Raw genomic sequence first — 15,330 nt, forward strand, 5'->3', positions numbered from 1 at the left:
CCTTTAGCGACTTACTTCTTCTACAAGCGCGGCGAGGGATTCCGCGGCCTGCGGGAACCCTAACCGTTTCGACGCTTCCGCCATCTGTTGTTCGTTTTCCAAGACGTGCTGTATCTTCTCGACGAGCGTTTTGCCCGTCAAGTCCGCTTCTCGAATCAAGACGGCAGCTCCGCTCTCAACGAGTGTCGAAGCATTTTTCGTTTGATGGTCGGCCGTGACATACGGGCTCGGAATCAAAATGCTCGGCAAACCGAGCGCCGTCAATTCAGAAATGGTCGATGCGCCCGCCCGTGACACGACGAGCGTCGCACAGGCGAGCAGGGCAGGCATATCGTAAACGTATGGCAAGATATGGACGTTTTCCGCCGGCTTCGCTTCGGCGACGACCGCCTCATAGTGCACGTTCCCGGTCACATACAGTACGTTGACCGGTTGTTGGCTCAGTTCCGGAATCGCTTCGAGCACGGCCCGGTTGATCGCCTCGGCCCCACGGCTCCCGCCATAGATGACGATAATCGGACGCTCATCGATTCCGTACGTCGCTCGGATTTGAGTCGGGTCGGCGACTGTCTGTAACACTTCGCTCCCGCGCGGGTTACCGATGACGCGAACGTTCGCCCCCGGGAACTGTGACTCGGACCCGGCGAACGACAGCGCGACACGGTCAGCTTTCTTCGATAAGAACTTGTTCGTCAGCCCTGGGATGCTGTTTTGTTCGTGAAGGATTGTCGGGATGCCCAACTGCTGGGCCGTGAACACGACCGGCCCGGACACGAAACCGCCTGTCCCGATGACGACGTCCGGACGGAACGCCTTCATTTCTTTTCTTAGCTGACGGACCGATTTCAAGAACCAATAGCCCGTCTTCACGTTCTCAAGCGACAATGACCGCTTCAACCCGGCGATTCGAATCGATTTGAACGGGATGCCGGCCCGTGGCACGAGATCGGCCTCGAGTCCGTTCTCGGTTCCGATATAGAGCACCTCTAAATCGTCGTGACGCGCCTTTAACGTGTCGAGCAATGCGAGGGCCGGATAAATATGGCCTCCCGTCCCGCCTCCTGAAATGATGACTCTCATCGACTCGCCTCCTCGATTGAACGGACGAGGTCGACGAAATGGGCACCGCGTTCCTCGAACGTCTTGTATTGATCCCAACTTGCGCAAGCTGGCGATAATAAGATCACGTCTTCTTCTGCCGACTGCTCGAACGCGAGCGGTACGGCTTCTTCTAATGTTTCGACAGCAAAGGCCGGGACTCCTTGGGATTCTCCGAGCGTCTTGAACCGTTCGGCCGTCTCCCCGTACGCGACGACCGCTTTGACACGTGACATCGCCGGGACGAGTGAAGACAAGTCAGCGCCTCGCTCGAGTCCGCCGCAAAGCCAGACGATTGGCGCATCGAAACCGGCAAGTGCCGCTTCGGTCGCCACGTTGTTCGTCGCTTTCGAGTCGTTGTAAACTCGGCGGCCAAGCACGCGGCCGACGTTCTCCGTCCGGTGGGCGACCCCGCCGAACGTGCGCAACACACGCTCAACATGTTCACGCGGGATGTTGAATGGTTCGACGAGGAGCAGTGCAGCCAAGACGTTTTCCACGTTATGGGCACCGCCGAGCGCGAGTTCAGACACGCGGATGATGTTGTCCCCATGAAGTGTAATCCAGCCGTCTCGTACGGAAGCATCGCCGGCATCATAACCGAACGTCGATGCGTGTAACGCGTCAGGGACACGCTTCATCACTTCTTCGTCGGCTCCTTTGACGACGATTCGGTCCGAAGAAGTCATGTTGCGGAACAAGTTTGCCTTCGCATCGGCATAGGAATCAAAGTCGCCGTGATAATCAAGGTGCGCTTCCGATAAGTTCAGTAGCGCCGCTGCTTTCGGATGGAACGTCTCGACGCCCATCAGTTGAAAGCTCGACAGTTCGATGACGATGAGATCATCCGGCTTGGCGCGGGTCGCCACCTCGATTGCTGGGAAGCCGATGTTTCCCGCCACGTGCACTGGACGGTCACCGCCTTTTAACAGTTCGTGGACGAGCGTTGTCGTCGTCGTCTTCCCGTTCGACCCGGTGATGGCGACGAACGCAGCGTCTGTCGCCATATAAGCGAGTTCGACTTCTGTATAAATCGGGATGCCTCGATCCATCGCTGCTTGGAGGAGCGGGATATGGTACGGGATTCCCGGATTTTTGACGATGACGTCTGTGTCATCCAATAAGTCGAGTGGGTGCGAGCCGAACACCGACGTGATGCCCAACTGCTCAACTTTCGTCCGCTCTTCTGTCGACGGCTCCGAACCTGTGTTCATCGTCACGATCACCCCGACACCTACCAAATAAGTGGCGGCGGCGATGCCGCTGCGTGCGGCGCCGAGGACGAGTACGCGCTTACCTTTCCACTGTGCTTCCATTTGTTCCACCATCCATTACATAAGAAGTAACGACAACACTGCCGTGATCAAGCTGATTCCACCGAACGTCAAGACGATGCGCCATTCCGACCATCCGACCATTTCAAAGTGGTGATGAATCGGGCTCATCTTGAAGATGCGCTTCCCGGTCGTCTTAAATGAGATGACTTGCAAGATGACGCTGAGCGTCTCGATGACGAAGATGATTCCGACGAAGACGAGCAACAGCTCGAGCTTCAACATGAGCGCAAGTCCGGCGACCGCGCCACCAAGTGCGAGCGATCCCGTGTCACCCATGAAGATTTTCGCCGGATATTTGTTGAAGACGAGGAATCCGAGAAGTGCCCCGACCGCACTGAAGGCGAACCAGGCGATTCCGGCCTCGTCTTGCCCAAGCGCATAAATCCCGAAGAACGCGAACGTCGGGATGGCCGAGAACGAGACGAGACCATCGAGACCGTCCGTCAAGTTGACGGCATTCGAGAATCCGACGAGCCAGAAGATGACGATGGCGACATACAACCAACCCGTATCAAACGCGATCGAAGTGAACGGGATTTGAATCGTCGTATCCAAGCCGTCTCCGAGTGACAAGAACCAGACGAACAAGACCGAGACGACAATTTGTCCAATCAACTTTTGGAGTGATGTCAGACCGAGGTTTCGTTTGTTCACGACTTTAATATAGTCGTCGAGGAAGCCGATCACACCGAACGCGAGCGTGACGAACAAGAGCGTGCCGAAACCCGCGACCGCGTCTCCGAAGATGAGCGAGACGATGAATCCGATGACGAGCGCGAGCAAGATGACAATCCCGCCCATCGTCGGCGTTCCCGATTTCTTTTGATGCCAATCCGGACCTTCATCCCGAATCTCTTGACCGAACTTCAGCTGCCGGAGCGCGGGAATCGCGCGCGGCATGACGACCAAAACGGTCAATAATGAACTGATTAAGACGATTAAACTAATTAACATGTTCGTACCTCACTACTCTCTATTATTGAACTAGACGCTCGAGCGCCAGTCCTCGCGATGCCTTTAACAATATCACAGTCTGTGGTCGTTGATAACTGCCAAGGAGCGGTTTCGCCTCTTCAACCGTCCCGACGTGCGTCACGTTGACGGACGCGTCCGAAATCTCTTCGGCAATCCATTTCGCCTTGTCGCCAATCAAAATGACATCCGTCACCGGGGCCGTGATGGCATGCCCGACTTTTACGTGTTGCGCCTGTTCGTCGGCACCGAGCTCATACATGTCGCCGAGCACGAGGACACGGCGCGAGAATCCAACGAGCGACTTTACCGTCTCAATCGCCGCAATCATCGAGGTCGGACTCGCATTGTAAGCATCGTTGATCAAGTGCGCATCCCCGAACATCTGTTTCTCCATGCGCATCGTCGTCAGCTTGACCCGGTCGAGACCGCGTTGGATCATGGCATGGTCGAGCCCGAACTGACGGCCACACGCAATCGCGTACGCGGCGTTTCGAATCTGATGGGCACCGAGCACTTTCAGTTCGAACAACTCGCCATCATACCGGAAAATCGACGCGTCGAACGTCGTCTCGACGACCTCGATCTTCCCGTCGGCATCGTCAGCGTAGCCGACGCGGAACCCTTGATCAGATAGAAGCGGCTCATCCGCATCGACAATCAAGAGGCCTTGTTCTTTCAACCCGGCCTTGATTTCAAGTTTCGCTTTCGCGATGCCTTGACGGCCCCCGACTTGTTCCCCGTGCGACTCACCGATATTCGTGACGAACGCGACGTCCGGCTTCGCGATGTTCGACAACAGTTCGATTTGCCCGAACCCGTTCATGCCCATCTCGAGGACGGCCACTTCGGTATCGCGTGGCATGCGGAGCACCGTGAGCGGCAAGCCGACGTCCGAGTTAAAGTTTCCGGCCGTCTTGTGCGTCTTGAACTTTTCCTCGAGCACGACCGCGACCATATCTTTCGTCGACGTCTTGCCGTTCGAACCGGTGATGGCGACGACGAGCGGATCGATTTCTGCCAAATAGCGGGCTGCCGCTTCTTGGAGTGCCTTGAGCGGTGACGGCACCGGGATGACAATGATCCCTTCCGGTCGTTCCCGTCCTTCTTCCCAAAACGTGACGATGGCGCCTTGCTCGATCGCCTTGTCAATAAAGTCGTGCCCGTCGACGCGCGCCCCGATGATTGGGACGAATAGTCCGTCGCCGTTCTCATCACGCGAGTCCGTCGCCACTCGGCGTACTTCCCGTGTGTCTTCAATCGTCACACCGAACCAGCTGGCCAATGTTTGAATCGTTAGTTGTTCCATCGTATTTCCTCCTGTGACAAAGGAAAAGAGAGCCGAGGCCCTCTTGATCCTGTTGCGTTAATTCGACGGGGATTGGAGCTTCACCTTAAGTGTCGCCCCGGTTTTGACAGGCTTGTCTTTCCCGATAGACTGGGAAGTGACGAAGCCGGTCCCGTCGATTTCTAAATTCAATTGATACAACGTTGCCAATCGTTTCACATCTCGGAGTGACCAACCCGACAAGTTCGGCATCGCGAACGTATCGTCGGTCTTGAGCAATAACCGTTCGCCCGTGACGTACGACTGACCTTCGACTGGGCTTTGGGCCGTCACACTACCGCCACTGCCGAGAAGGACCGGTGCGAACGCAGCTGCTCGCGACGTGTCGACTGCTTCCTTCCGACTGAGGTCGATGTAGGATGCAGTCGTCTTCGCTGAGGCCTCGACCGCTTTCTCTTGCTTCTCCGGCTCGACGCTCCGATAGCGGAGCGCCACGTCCATGACGTCCTTGAACAACGGGGCCATGATCCGCGGACCGGTCGTCGACGAGTCGCTGTTCGGACGATCGACGGCGATATACATGACGAGCTCCGGATCCTCTTCTGGGGCCATGCCGACGAACGAGTCAATGTACTGGCCACTCAAATACTTCCCGTTCTCGGCAATCTGGGCCGTTCCCGTCTTCCCGATGACGCGGTAGTTTTCGAGGGCGTACAGTTGCCCGGTACCGAGGTCGCTGTTGACGACCCCGTCGAGTGCTTCTCGCGTCTTTTGGGCCGCCTCGGCCGTAATCGGTTGTCCGACGACTTTCGGGTTCGTCGTCCGAATCGTCTCACCGGTCTCGCGATTGACGACTTTTTTAATGACGTGGGGCTGTTTCATCGTCCCATCCGTCGCAATCGCCGACGTCGCTTGCAAGATTTGCATCGGCGTCACCGCGGTCGATTGTCCCCATGCGGTGATGAGCACGTTGAGCGGGCTGTCGAAGTCGTATTGACTGTTGACCTCGCCCGGCAAATCGACGCCTGTTCGTTGGTCGAACTTGAAGGCGTTGAAGTAGTCTTCGTAACGCCCGAGACCGAGCCGTTCGTTTGCCATGATGGAGAATGCGACGTTCGACGAATGCCAGACACCTTCTACCATAGGGATGGTACCCCATCCGGTAATATTGTAATCATTGAACGTCGTCCGTCCATACGTGTAAGAGCCGGACTTGTACAGTTCGTTCGGATCGAACACGCCTTCGTTGATCGCCGCGGCGAGGGTGAAGATTTTCATCGTCGATCCCGGCTCGAAACGTGACGAGACGGAAAAGTTGCTGTACGACGTGATTTCACGCGTGTTCGGGTCGAACGACGGCCGGTCAGACAAGGCGACGATCTCACCCGTCTTCGGGTCCATGATGATGGCCGTCGCATTTTTCGGTGCGTACTCTTTATACAATTCATCCATCTTCGTGTCGAGTAGTTGCTGAATCCGGTGGTCGATCGTCAACTGGACGTCGGCCCCGTCTTCCGGCTCGATTCGCAGCTGCTCGTCGCTCGCGATGAGCGGACGACCGGCCAAATCTTTCTCGAACCGGGTCAGTCCATACGACTCGCTCAAGATGTCGTTTAGTGACTTCTCAATCCCGAGTTCGCCGACGAGTTCGATTCGTCCGTTCTGATCGATTTTTTGCGCATACCCGATGACGCTTGATGCGAACACTTTGTTCGGGTAATAGCGTTTCGGTTCCTCGACGAACGTGATGCCTGGAATCTCGAATGCTTCAAGCTCTTCTTTTTGCTCGACCGTCAAATCACGTCCGGGGACACCGAACTCGATTTGTCCACGGTCGACGTTTTGTTCGAGCCGTTTTAAGATGTCCGCTTCGGTCATCGGAATGACGCTCGCGAGTTCGCGTGCGGCTTCTGGAAACTCTTCGGGCATGAGTGTCTTTCCTTCGACGCGCTCGCCGCCGAGCTTCAAGACCGCCACGACCCGGTAAGACGGGATGTTGATGGCAATCGGCTGACCGAACCGGTCAAAGATTTCGCCACGTTCTGCTTTCAACGTGCTGACCGCTTTCCACCGTTCTTCTTCGGCGAACGCGAGCATATTCTCACCTTTGTACGTTTGAAAGACAGATAGATAGAAGAACCAACCGACAAAAAATAAAAAGAGTGGTGTGAAGCAAACAATCGCTACCCACGCCACTCTTTTTTTACTCTGTTGTAGAGAGTTCATCTGTCAATCACCTTGACGTTCTTTTCGTTGAACTGCATTCCGAGCTTTTCAGCTATCGCATAGATTCTCTCTGGCGAGCTTAATTGGGCGATCTCATATTTCAATTCTTCATTTTCTTTGGCGAGGGCGTTCGTCTCTTGCGTGATTAACGCCGTGTCGCGCATGATGTTGTACGCTTCGTTATGTTTCGACACCGTGATGCCACCGAACAAGACGACAGAACCAATCATGGTCGGATACAAAATAGCTTCGAACAAAGTTAACGTACGTCGTTTTGGAGCAGGTATCGGTCGTTCTTGCGGAATCGGATTTCGATTCGGTGAAATGTGAGGCTGCAAAGCCTTGCGGGCAGCTTCTGGCATCAGGTATCCCTCCTACGTACAGTCTATTTTTGTTTTTCAGCGACGCGCAGTTTCGCAGAGCGGGCGCGGCGGTTGTCTTCGAGCTCTTCCCCGCCGGCCGTAATCGGCTTTCGGGTGATGAGTTTAAGTTCAGGTTCAAACTCTTTCGGAATGACCGGCAACCCTGGCGGAAGCGGCGGGTGCTGACTTTTCTCTTTAAAGACTTGTTTACAAATCCGGTCCTCTAATGAGTGGAACGTGATGACACAGATGCGGCCGTTGATGGCGAGCATGTCAATCGCGTCTTGCACGGCGCGGTCGAACACGTTCAATTCATCGTTGACCGCGATACGAATCGCTTGGAACGTCCGCTTGGCAGGATGTCCGCCTTTGCGTCGTGCCGGTGCCGGGATCGCATCTTTAATCAAGTCGACGAGTTCGAACGTCGTCTCAATCGGTTTTTCGGCACGTGCCTGCTCAATCTTTCGGGCAATCTGTTTCGAGAACTTCTCTTCCCCATATGTAAAGAAGATGCGGGCAAGGTCCCCGAACGCCCATTCATTTACGACGTGATAAGCCGAAAACGGCTTCGAGCGATCCATTCGCATGTCGAGCGGCGCGTCAAAGTTGTAACTGAACCCTCGTTCCGCCTCGTCGAGTTGTGGCGAGGAGACGCCGAGGTCAAATAAGACGCCGTCAACTTGTGTCACACCGCGACTGAGAAGCTCGTCTTTCAAATGGACGAAGTTGCTCTTTATAAAAGTAACCCGGTCTTCATATGGAGCCAATCGCTCTTTCGCATGTGCGAGTGCGACGTCATCTTGGTCGAACGCGTACAGATGACCGGTCGTCAATCGCTTCACAATCTCTTCGCTATGACCCGCTCCACCTAATGTACAGTCGACATAAATGCCGTCCGGTTTGATGTTCAATCCTTCGATGGACTCCATTTTTAAAACCGTTTCATGCTCAAACATACAAAAACCCTCTCAACCTACAAATTTCAACTGTTTTATTACACTTACTTTATCATAAAAATGTCAAGCACCGCATTCGTTTTTAGCGAAAAGAGGAAACAAAAAGGTAACAAACGAAAAAAGATTCCCTGTTTTCAAGGGAATCAAATTATAAACATCCTTTTTCTTACAATTTAACTAAACATCGCTCAATTTCAGAGGTTTCATACGCACGGAACAGACGTTTGAACAAATCGAGACCGTGCCGGTTCAACATCGGCACCATCGACCAAATCCGCTCTTGCGGCGCATTCATCGGGACGAGACGTGTCGACAGATGGATGCGACGATCGTTCAACCGGTACTGTTCACGCTTCGCCTCGGCCCGCATCTCGTCGGCGAGCCGCTCGAGCAATTGTTTCGCGCTCGATTCAAACCGATGACCGTGACGCCCCGCTTCTTTGCCGACCGCCGCGGCTAACGCCCGATAGCTATACAGTTGTTCATCGAAAGCCGCATCGTCGAACGCATGGTCCGGGAGCGGCGTTGCCAAGTATTCCGCGAGGTCGACCCCTTCTTGCCGTAACTTCTTCTCATCATTTGATGAGAGGAGGACCGCACCGAGCCGCGGAAGCAGGATCGGCATCTTCCAGCCGAAGACGTGGAACAACGGACGCAACTGAAGCCAATAGGCGATCTCACCTGGCCCGGCGACATAGGCGAGCGTCGGGAACAGATAGTCTTGCATGAGCGGACGCGAGACGACGTTGTTCGAGAACCGCTCCGGGTGCGCTTCGATTTCTGCGAGCAGCTCCGCCTCTGTGAAACGATGTCCCCGCTTCGTCGTGAAGACATCACCTTCTTTCGTCAACAGCTCACGCGTCCCGTCATGATAGAAGACGTGTGCCGCTTCTCGGTTCAGCTCCACTTCCGGCATCCCCGGTTCGTACGCCTGCAGGAAAGCCTGTTTTACTTCGTCGTGCCCTTTGATGAGCCGACCGAACGCCGTCTGTCCGAGTGTCCGCACTTCTTTTTGGTGCGGGTCGAAGAGGAGGAACTCCTGACCGACAAAGCGACGCATCATCTTCCCGAAAAATTGGGCGAACGAATGCGACTGTTGCAACACGTCCACGAGCTCACGATAGAGGGAAGGGGTGTGGACCGTCTCCGTCTCGGCGAGGAGCATGCGCTGTAGCATTTGAACGAGTTCAATTTTCAACCGATCGAACTCGAGCTCTCCGACCGAAGCCTTTCCGGCAAGCGGGACGACCGAGAGTGTTTCTTTACGGAACTGACGGGACATCGGTTGCGGGACGAAGACATGGTTGATTTCGGCGTAATCATGGTCCTCCGTCGCCATCCAGAAAATCGGCAATACCGGTTTATTCAACACGGCCTCGGCTTGTTTGGCCCGTTTGAGCACGGTCAACAGCTTGTACACCGCGAACAATGGACCGCCGAACACACCGACTTGTTGTCCGGTCACCATCGTATACGCGTCACCGTTCGCGAACGCTTCAAGCTTTCGTTCCATCGCTTCTGATAGCGGGCCGTACTCGGCTTGTTGGGTTCGTAAGATTGACGCGAGCGCTTCTCGATGCGGATACGTCCGTCCATCGAGCTCTTCTGCCCGCGCCTTCAACTCACCCATTCCTTTATAATCAAGCCAATCTGCATACCCTTCCTCGATTTGAATCATCGGAGAAGACGAGGCATACATGGCATCAAGCGACTCTATCCTCACGTATAACGACTTCCTTTCAATCAATCAATACATCATATGCTTGGCGATGCCGACGATGAACAAGACGGCATGGGTCGGGACGAGCAATAAAAAGAGCAAGCGCCAACCATGGATAAACATCTTCGTGAAGATGACCTCCTCGTGCCTCACCCGCTGCCAAATCGCGTTTATCGGAAAAATGGCAACGCACGCGGCGAGCAACAACCAAAACAGGTCATCCCCGACAATCGCCTCTAACAGGACGGCGCACGCATAAAACCAGAGCACGACGCCGACATCACAAACCAGCTTGAACGTATTGACCGATTTCGGCATAATTTTTCTAAGTATCATATACACCATAAACCAAATGATGAGTGGAAATGAAACGATATACACTAACACGATGCGCTCGCCCCTATAATCAATTTTTGCATGAGCGGGATGGCCGTCAGTTCGACCCCTCGCGTCTCCGCCCGTTTCAAGAGCGGCGTCAGGATAGCGTCTACTTCGGTCGGCCGGCCGGCTTCTATGTCCCGTAACATCGAGGAGCGATTGGTCGCCGTTTTCTCGATGATCGACTCGATATATGTATAGGGTACGGACTCGTCGAACAGCGACGTCAATTCCTTATAAATCGCGAGTGCGACGTCTCGGCACGGCGGTTGCCCGACCATACCGTTTGGCACCCGACAAAGCGCCGTGATCGGATTGATGATGGCGTTCGCGAACAACTTCTCGACGACGACGTGCCGGATATCGGATTCCCAGACGATCTGTAACGGGGACGCGCTAAAAACGAGCGGCTCCATACCTGTCAGGCTGCCGATTCGGACACGCCCGAGTCCGCTATGGCGGATGGTCGTCCCGTCACGTGTCACGCCGTGTTCGACGACTCCAAGCTGAAACCCACGCCGTTCTGCATAATCGAGATGGGCAATCCCGTTCGCACAGATAAACACGGGCACGTTCCCCGTCAACCGCTCGGTCGCCGCTTCCACGTGATGCGCTTTTGTCGTCACAAAAAAGACGTCCGCTTCCGTCTCGTCAAGCAGATGAATCGGTTTGGACACGACACGTGCCGTCCCGCTCGTCACCCCAACGCGTTCGATTGTGACGTCACCGTGTTCGCCGTTTCGACCGTATAACGTCACCGTATACTCTTCTGCGAGGAACGACGCCATCAACATGCCGACGGCTCCGTTCCCGATGATGCCTATCCGTTCAATCGGTCGCATCGGCAACCCTCCTTCTCGTCATACACAAAAAGAGTTTACCACAATCCGAATCGATGACCATAAAAAAAGAAGCGGCCTCCTAAGAGACCGCTTCTTCAAGCATTATTTGCTTGTTACTTCTTTACCGTTGTAATGTCCGCAAGATTTGCAAACACGGTGTGAAAGTTTCATTTCGCCACAGTTCGGGCACTCGTTCATACCAGGTACGTTGAGTTTGAAGTGAGTACGACGAAGACGTTTGCGAGTTTTCGACGTTCTACGGAATGGTACTGCCATCGTTGTCCACCTCCTTGAAAAGTTAGCCTTTCTCGTCCTCTTTTTTCGAGAACAAATCGGCAAGTCCCGCGAGGCGCGGGTCAATTTTTGGTTGGTCGTCCAGCTGGTCCTCTACGAGGGCCCAGCCTTCCCCTTCAACCTGAGTTTTGTCTGTTTCGTTCCCGAACACTTGCATCGGGACGTCTAACATGATGAGCTCACGTACGATCGGTCGCAGATCAATCGTATTTCCTTCTGGCAAATTGACGTCATCGAATTGCTCCGTGTAACGCCCGTTCTCCAAAAAGAAAGGCTCGAGTGATTCAATATCGAATTCATACATGACATCGTCTAACGTACGCGCATCTGGCAACGTCAGGTCACCTTGAATCTTCAGATTGAATGTAACTTGATTAGATGTGAACGACGCATCCCCGTGCACATGCACTGGGCGAATCGATCGGATATCCGGATGGAGCTGAGTCAGCTCCGGAAGTTCGACCGTCTCATCGACGATAAAACTGTCACCTTGGTTTCGAAGCTTAAGTAGCTGTGCAATAGACCATTTCATCCGAATCACCTCAATTGCAACAATATGAATTATAGATAGGCCAACTTGTTTTGTCAATGTTTTTTCTTTACACTAAAATCAGTTGACGACGGCGCTTTGTCAAAGCGTACTTATCCATCTTACACCAATCCAATCGACATTGCAAAGGAGTAATTTTATGCAAAAGACGGCCATCATCGCCGAGTATAATCCGTTTCACAACGGTCACCTGTATCAAGCGGAAACCGCCCGGCTCGAGACCGAGGCCGAAGCCGTCATCGCCATCATGAGTGGACAGTTCACCCAGCGCGGCGAACCGGCCGCCTTCGACAAGTGGTCACGGGCTCGAGCGGCGGTCGAGACCGGGGCAATCGACCTCGTCGTCGAACTCCCGACCCGCTACGGCGTTCAACGCGCCGACCGCTTCGCGAGCGCAGCCGTCCATCTCGCCGAGCGGATGGATTGCCAGACACTGTCGTTCGGAAGCGAGAGCGGTGACGTATCGGCGATTCAGCAGGCCGCCAAGTCCGAGGTCGAATCGACACCGGCCTATCGTGACGCGTTCCAATCTGCGTTAAAGGAAGGATCGTCCCCGGCGAAGGCATCGAGTACGGCGTTCGCTTCCCTGTATCCCGATTTTGACTTGACGCTCCCGAACAATATTTTGGCCTACCACTACGCGCAAGCGGCCAGTTCCATCAATCTTCATACCGTCCGGCGTCTCGGGGCCGGTTATCACGACACCGGCGTCTCGGACGTCATGTCGGCCACGGGCGTCCGCGCTCATTACCTTGAGGCCGGAAGCGTGCGAGCGGTGCCTGAGGCCACGCGGAGGCTGTTTGAACGTCAGTCGATGGCGCATTGGTCGCTCTATTGGCCGATGCTTCAATATAAGCTACGGACGACGCCAAAATACGTGCTCGAGCAGCTCGTCGGCATCGACGCCTCGCTCTCGCCGCGTCTCATCGAGGCCGGGATGGAACCGACGTTCGAACGGGCCCTCTCGAAGATGCTGACGCGCCGGTATACGCGGACGGCGATTCAGCGGGCGCTCGTCTCGGTGCTCATCCACTTCGAGCGGACAGAGTTGCCCGTCCGTTTCGATGACGTCCCTTACGTGCGTCCCCTCGCCTTCAATCCGGTCGGCCGACGCGTCTTGAACGAATTAAAAAAGACGGTACCGCTTCTCAGCAAGTACCATCCTGACCTCGCCTTCGAGGCGCGCGTCACCGAGGCGTACCGCCTCCCGCTCGGCCTGTCCCGGCCCGAATATAGGGAGACGCCTCAGTTCATCGACTCCAAATAACGAATCGCCTCTTCGACCGTCTTGACCGGTACGACTTCAATGTCGGACTCGAGCCGGTCGAGGGACGACCTCGCTTCCTCGTAGTTCGGTCCGTCCGGCACGAAGAACACGGTCGCCCCGGCACGGTCGGCGGCGACAATCTTTTGCCACGCCCCACCAATTGGTCCGACGTTCCCTTCCTCATCGACCGTACCGGTACCGGCAATCCTCTCTCCGTTCGCCAAGTCACCCGGCGTCAATTGATCATAAATCTCAAGCGTGAACATGAGACCGGCCGACGGCCCCCCGACGTTCGTGAGTTCAAAGGCGACGGACGGGTCGGTGACGACGTCCTGGACCGGCAACGGTTCATAGATGCCGATACCGACCCGATCGCCGGAGCGGTCGAGCGGTTGGACGAGCGTGGTGACGACCCGTTCCCGCCCGTCCCGTTCAATCGTGAGTGTTACCTCGTCGCCTGCCTCAAACGTCGCCACTTGATCGAGAAAATCAAGTCGTGACATGAAGGCGCGGCCGTCGATGGCCGTGATCACGTCGCCGGGCTTCAATACGTTCGAAGCGAGCGACCCGGTGATTGGGGCCGAGACGTACATGCCATTGAAATCGACGTCTACGTCCGCCTCGGCGAGCGCGTAGGCATATTGGATCGCCGCTTGTTGCGATGAAGCCATGAGCAGTTGTTGACGCCGTTCGTAGTCCTGTTCACCTTCCCCGTCATATAAATAACGGCTCGATGGGCTCGCTTCGGTGAACGGTGTGAACCAGCTCCCGACGAGCCAGAGTGGTGTCGCCCGTCGCTGCGAGATGGTGACCATCATGAGCTCGCCCGGCTCTTTCTCTCCATCTTCGACCGTCATGAACCGTTCAATCGATGTCGCCTCGCCCGGATACGTGATGTAATACGGTAACGGGACGAACAAGAACATGAGTACGGCGACGAGTAAGCCGAATCCGATTTTGAGCGACTTCATGGTTGTCGGCTCGCTTCAAACTTTCTGCGGAGCGCCTCTTCTACTTGAACCGGAACGAGCTCATTGACGGAAGCCCCGTATTTCGCGACTTCTTTGACGATGGAAGAGCTGAGGAACGAGTATTGACTGTTCGTCATCATGAAAAGTGTCTCGACGTCTTCGTTCAACTTTTTGTTAATGGACGCGATTTGCAACTCATACTCAAAGTCGGAAACGGCACGCAAGCCTCGGACGATTGTCGCCGCTTCCCGCTCGGCGGCGTATTCGACGAGCAAACCGCCGAACGCGTCGGCCGTCACGTTCGGCAAATGTATCGTCACGTCACGGATGAGCGTGAGCCGCTCCTCGACGTCAAATAACGGTGCTTTGCTCGAGTTTTCGAGGACGGCGACAATCACTTCGTCAAAGATGGCCGCGGCGCGCTCGATGATATCTAAATGACCGTTCGTAATCGGGTCAAAGCTTCCTGGACAGATGGCGATGCGTTTGGACATGTTCTCACTCCTCAGTTGATGCGTACTCATAAAAACTGATCGTGATCACGTCTGAGTAGCGCTGAACTTTTATTTTTTCGAGTCGCCCGACACGTTCCGGCAACTCGGCCTCACTCCCATGTTCGCAGACGACGACCCCGTTATCGGTCAGGAGGTGGTTCGCCTCGATGAGCTGTAAAAACGTCTCATGTGCTTCGGCGTGATACGGTGGATCCATGAAAATGAGCTTGAATTCTCGTCCGCTCGTGATCAGCTCGTCGAGCGCTTGTCGTGCATCTTGACGATAAACGGTCGCATTCGCTTCGTAGCGAGTGACGCGCAAGTTCTCTTGAATCGTCTGAATCGCCTTCGTCTGCTTGTCGACGAACACCGCGTGGTCACAGCCACGGGAGAGCGCTTCGATTCCGAGCCCGCCACTTCCGGCATACAAATCGAGCGCGTCTCCCCCCGCGAAATAAGGACCGATGATGTTAAATAACGATTCTTTTACTTTATCTGTCGTCGGACGTGTCGCCGACCCCGGGACCGCTTTTAATCGTGTCCCTTTGCGTTCTCCTGAAATGACGCGCATGGTT

General features: G+C 55.0%; 16 protein-coding genes. 1 reads left to right on the top strand and 15 read right to left on the bottom strand.

The window, feature by feature from the left end; genetic code table 11:
• Positions 1–3: 3 nt before the first annotated feature.
• From murG to KNP76_RS01305, 12 genes are all read right to left on the bottom strand, one after another.
• Positions 4–1,080, bottom strand: a complete 1,077-nt coding sequence (gene murG, locus KNP76_RS01250; protein WP_214842201.1) for an undecaprenyldiphospho-muramoylpentapeptide beta-N-acetylglucosaminyltransferase — start codon at positions 1,078–1,080, stop codon at positions 4–6.
• On the bottom strand, positions 1,077–2,414 hold the full coding sequence (murD, locus tag KNP76_RS01255; protein WP_251137276.1) for a UDP-N-acetylmuramoyl-L-alanine--D-glutamate ligase: 1,338 nt from the start codon (positions 2,412–2,414) through the stop codon (positions 1,077–1,079). The genes murG and murD overlap by 4 nt, the downstream gene beginning before the upstream one ends.
• Before the next feature lie 15 nt (positions 2,415–2,429).
• Positions 2,430–3,389 (bottom strand): phospho-N-acetylmuramoyl-pentapeptide-transferase, encoded by a 960-nt coding sequence (gene mraY, locus KNP76_RS01260; protein WP_034815028.1) that lies wholly within the window; start codon positions 3,387–3,389, stop codon positions 2,430–2,432.
• A gap of 22 nt (positions 3,390–3,411) precedes the next feature.
• Positions 3,412–4,716 (bottom strand): UDP-N-acetylmuramoyl-tripeptide--D-alanyl-D-alanine ligase, encoded by a 1,305-nt coding sequence (locus tag KNP76_RS01265; RefSeq protein WP_214842205.1) that lies wholly within the window; start codon positions 4,714–4,716, stop codon positions 3,412–3,414.
• Positions 4,717–4,773: 57 nt separating this feature from the next.
• Positions 4,774–6,921 carry a penicillin-binding transpeptidase domain-containing protein gene (locus KNP76_RS01270; protein WP_214842207.1) on the bottom strand — a complete coding sequence of 716 codons (2,148 nt, stop codon included), beginning with the start codon at positions 6,919–6,921 and terminating at the stop codon, positions 4,774–4,776.
• Complete coding sequence (ftsL, locus tag KNP76_RS01275) at positions 6,918–7,283, bottom strand: cell division protein FtsL (RefSeq protein ID WP_034805621.1); 366 nt, start codon at positions 7,281–7,283, stop codon at positions 6,918–6,920. Before ftsL ends, KNP76_RS01270 begins: the two co-directional genes overlap by 4 nt.
• A 23-nt stretch (positions 7,284–7,306) precedes the next feature.
• Positions 7,307–8,239: a 16S rRNA (cytosine(1402)-N(4))-methyltransferase RsmH gene (gene rsmH / locus KNP76_RS01280; RefSeq protein ID WP_034805624.1), complete on the bottom strand. Its 933-nt coding sequence runs from the start codon at positions 8,237–8,239 to the stop codon at positions 7,307–7,309.
• Between the two features lie 166 nt (positions 8,240–8,405).
• Positions 8,406–9,917, bottom strand: coding sequence for a bacillithiol biosynthesis cysteine-adding enzyme BshC (gene bshC / locus KNP76_RS01285; protein ID WP_051690271.1), 1,512 nt, complete (start codon positions 9,915–9,917; stop codon positions 8,406–8,408).
• A 69-nt stretch (positions 9,918–9,986) separates the two neighbouring features.
• Entirely contained in the window at positions 9,987–10,346 is a 360-nt protein-coding gene (locus KNP76_RS01290; protein WP_034805628.1) for a DUF3397 domain-containing protein, read from the bottom strand.
• Positions 10,340–11,179, bottom strand: a complete 840-nt coding sequence (locus tag KNP76_RS01295) for a ketopantoate reductase C-terminal domain-containing protein (protein WP_214842209.1) — start codon at positions 11,177–11,179, stop codon at positions 10,340–10,342. Before KNP76_RS01295 ends, KNP76_RS01290 begins: the two co-directional genes overlap by 7 nt.
• A gap of 102 nt (positions 11,180–11,281) precedes the next feature.
• Complete coding sequence (gene rpmF / locus KNP76_RS01300) at positions 11,282–11,455, bottom strand: 50S ribosomal protein L32 (protein WP_015881300.1); 174 nt, start codon at positions 11,453–11,455, stop codon at positions 11,282–11,284.
• A gap of 22 nt (positions 11,456–11,477) precedes the next feature.
• Positions 11,478–12,005: a YceD family protein gene (locus tag KNP76_RS01305; RefSeq protein WP_034805635.1), complete on the bottom strand. Its 528-nt coding sequence runs from the start codon at positions 12,003–12,005 to the stop codon at positions 11,478–11,480.
• 157 nt (positions 12,006–12,162) lie between these two features.
• Here KNP76_RS01305 and KNP76_RS01310 point away from each other — a divergent pair, with 157 nt between their 5' ends.
• Positions 12,163–13,290, top strand: a complete 1,128-nt coding sequence (locus tag KNP76_RS01310; RefSeq protein ID WP_034815019.1) for a tRNA(Met) cytidine acetate ligase — start codon at positions 12,163–12,165, stop codon at positions 13,288–13,290.
• Here KNP76_RS01310 and KNP76_RS01315 read toward each other — a convergent pair.
• The 3 genes from KNP76_RS01315 to rsmD are packed head-to-tail and all read right to left on the bottom strand — an operon-like array spanning position 13,269 to position 15,326.
• Positions 13,269–14,261, bottom strand: a complete 993-nt coding sequence (locus KNP76_RS01315; RefSeq protein WP_034815016.1) for a SepM family pheromone-processing serine protease — start codon at positions 14,259–14,261, stop codon at positions 13,269–13,271. The two genes, KNP76_RS01310 and KNP76_RS01315, sit on opposite strands and share 22 nt — an antisense overlap.
• Entirely contained in the window at positions 14,258–14,755 is a 498-nt protein-coding gene (gene coaD, locus KNP76_RS01320) for a pantetheine-phosphate adenylyltransferase (RefSeq protein ID WP_211779682.1), read from the bottom strand. The genes KNP76_RS01315 and coaD overlap by 4 nt, the downstream gene beginning before the upstream one ends.
• Before the next feature lie 4 nt (positions 14,756–14,759).
• Positions 14,760–15,326, bottom strand: coding sequence for a 16S rRNA (guanine(966)-N(2))-methyltransferase RsmD (gene rsmD / locus KNP76_RS01325; RefSeq protein WP_034805646.1), 567 nt, complete (start codon positions 15,324–15,326; stop codon positions 14,760–14,762).
• Between the last annotated feature and the right edge of the window lie 4 nt (positions 15,327–15,330).

It is taken from the genome of Exiguobacterium sp. s150 (assembly GCF_018618435.1).
Classification (GTDB): Bacteria; Bacillota; Bacilli; order Exiguobacteriales; family Exiguobacteriaceae; genus Exiguobacterium; species Exiguobacterium alkaliphilum.

Coding starts and splice junctions, on each gene's coding strand:
- murG (WP_214842201.1), bottom strand. CDS start 1,080: ATGAGAGTCATCATTTCAGGAGGCGGGACGGGAGGCCATATTTATCCG.
- murD (WP_251137276.1), bottom strand. CDS start 2,414: ATGGAAGCACAGTGGAAAGGTAAGCGCGTACTCGTCCTCGGCGCCGCA.
- mraY (WP_034815028.1), bottom strand. CDS start 3,389: ATGTTAATTAGTTTAATCGTCTTAATCAGTTCATTATTGACCGTTTTG.
- KNP76_RS01265 (WP_214842205.1), bottom strand. CDS start 4,716: ATGGAACAACTAACGATTCAAACATTGGCCAGCTGGTTCGGTGTGACG.
- KNP76_RS01270 (WP_214842207.1), bottom strand. CDS start 6,921: ATGAACTCTCTACAACAGAGTAAAAAAAGAGTGGCGTGGGTAGCGATT.
- ftsL (WP_034805621.1), bottom strand. CDS start 7,283: ATGCCAGAAGCTGCCCGCAAGGCTTTGCAGCCTCACATTTCACCGAAT.
- rsmH (WP_034805624.1), bottom strand. CDS start 8,239: ATGTTTGAGCATGAAACGGTTTTAAAAATGGAGTCCATCGAAGGATTG.
- bshC (WP_051690271.1), bottom strand. CDS start 9,917: ATGATTCAAATCGAGGAAGGGTATGCAGATTGGCTTGATTATAAAGGA.
- KNP76_RS01295 (WP_214842209.1), bottom strand. CDS start 11,179: ATGCGACCGATTGAACGGATAGGCATCATCGGGAACGGAGCCGTCGGC.
- rpmF (WP_015881300.1), bottom strand. CDS start 11,455: ATGGCAGTACCATTCCGTAGAACGTCGAAAACTCGCAAACGTCTTCGT.
- KNP76_RS01305 (WP_034805635.1), bottom strand. CDS start 12,005: ATGAAATGGTCTATTGCACAGCTACTTAAGCTTCGAAACCAAGGTGAC.
- KNP76_RS01310 (WP_034815019.1), top strand. CDS start 12,163: ATGCAAAAGACGGCCATCATCGCCGAGTATAATCCGTTTCACAACGGT.
- KNP76_RS01315 (WP_034815016.1), bottom strand. CDS start 14,261: ATGAAGTCGCTCAAAATCGGATTCGGCTTACTCGTCGCCGTACTCATG.
- coaD (WP_211779682.1), bottom strand. CDS start 14,755: ATGTCCAAACGCATCGCCATCTGTCCAGGAAGCTTTGACCCGATTACG.
- rsmD (WP_034805646.1), bottom strand. CDS start 15,326: ATGCGCGTCATTTCAGGAGAACGCAAAGGGACACGATTAAAAGCGGTC.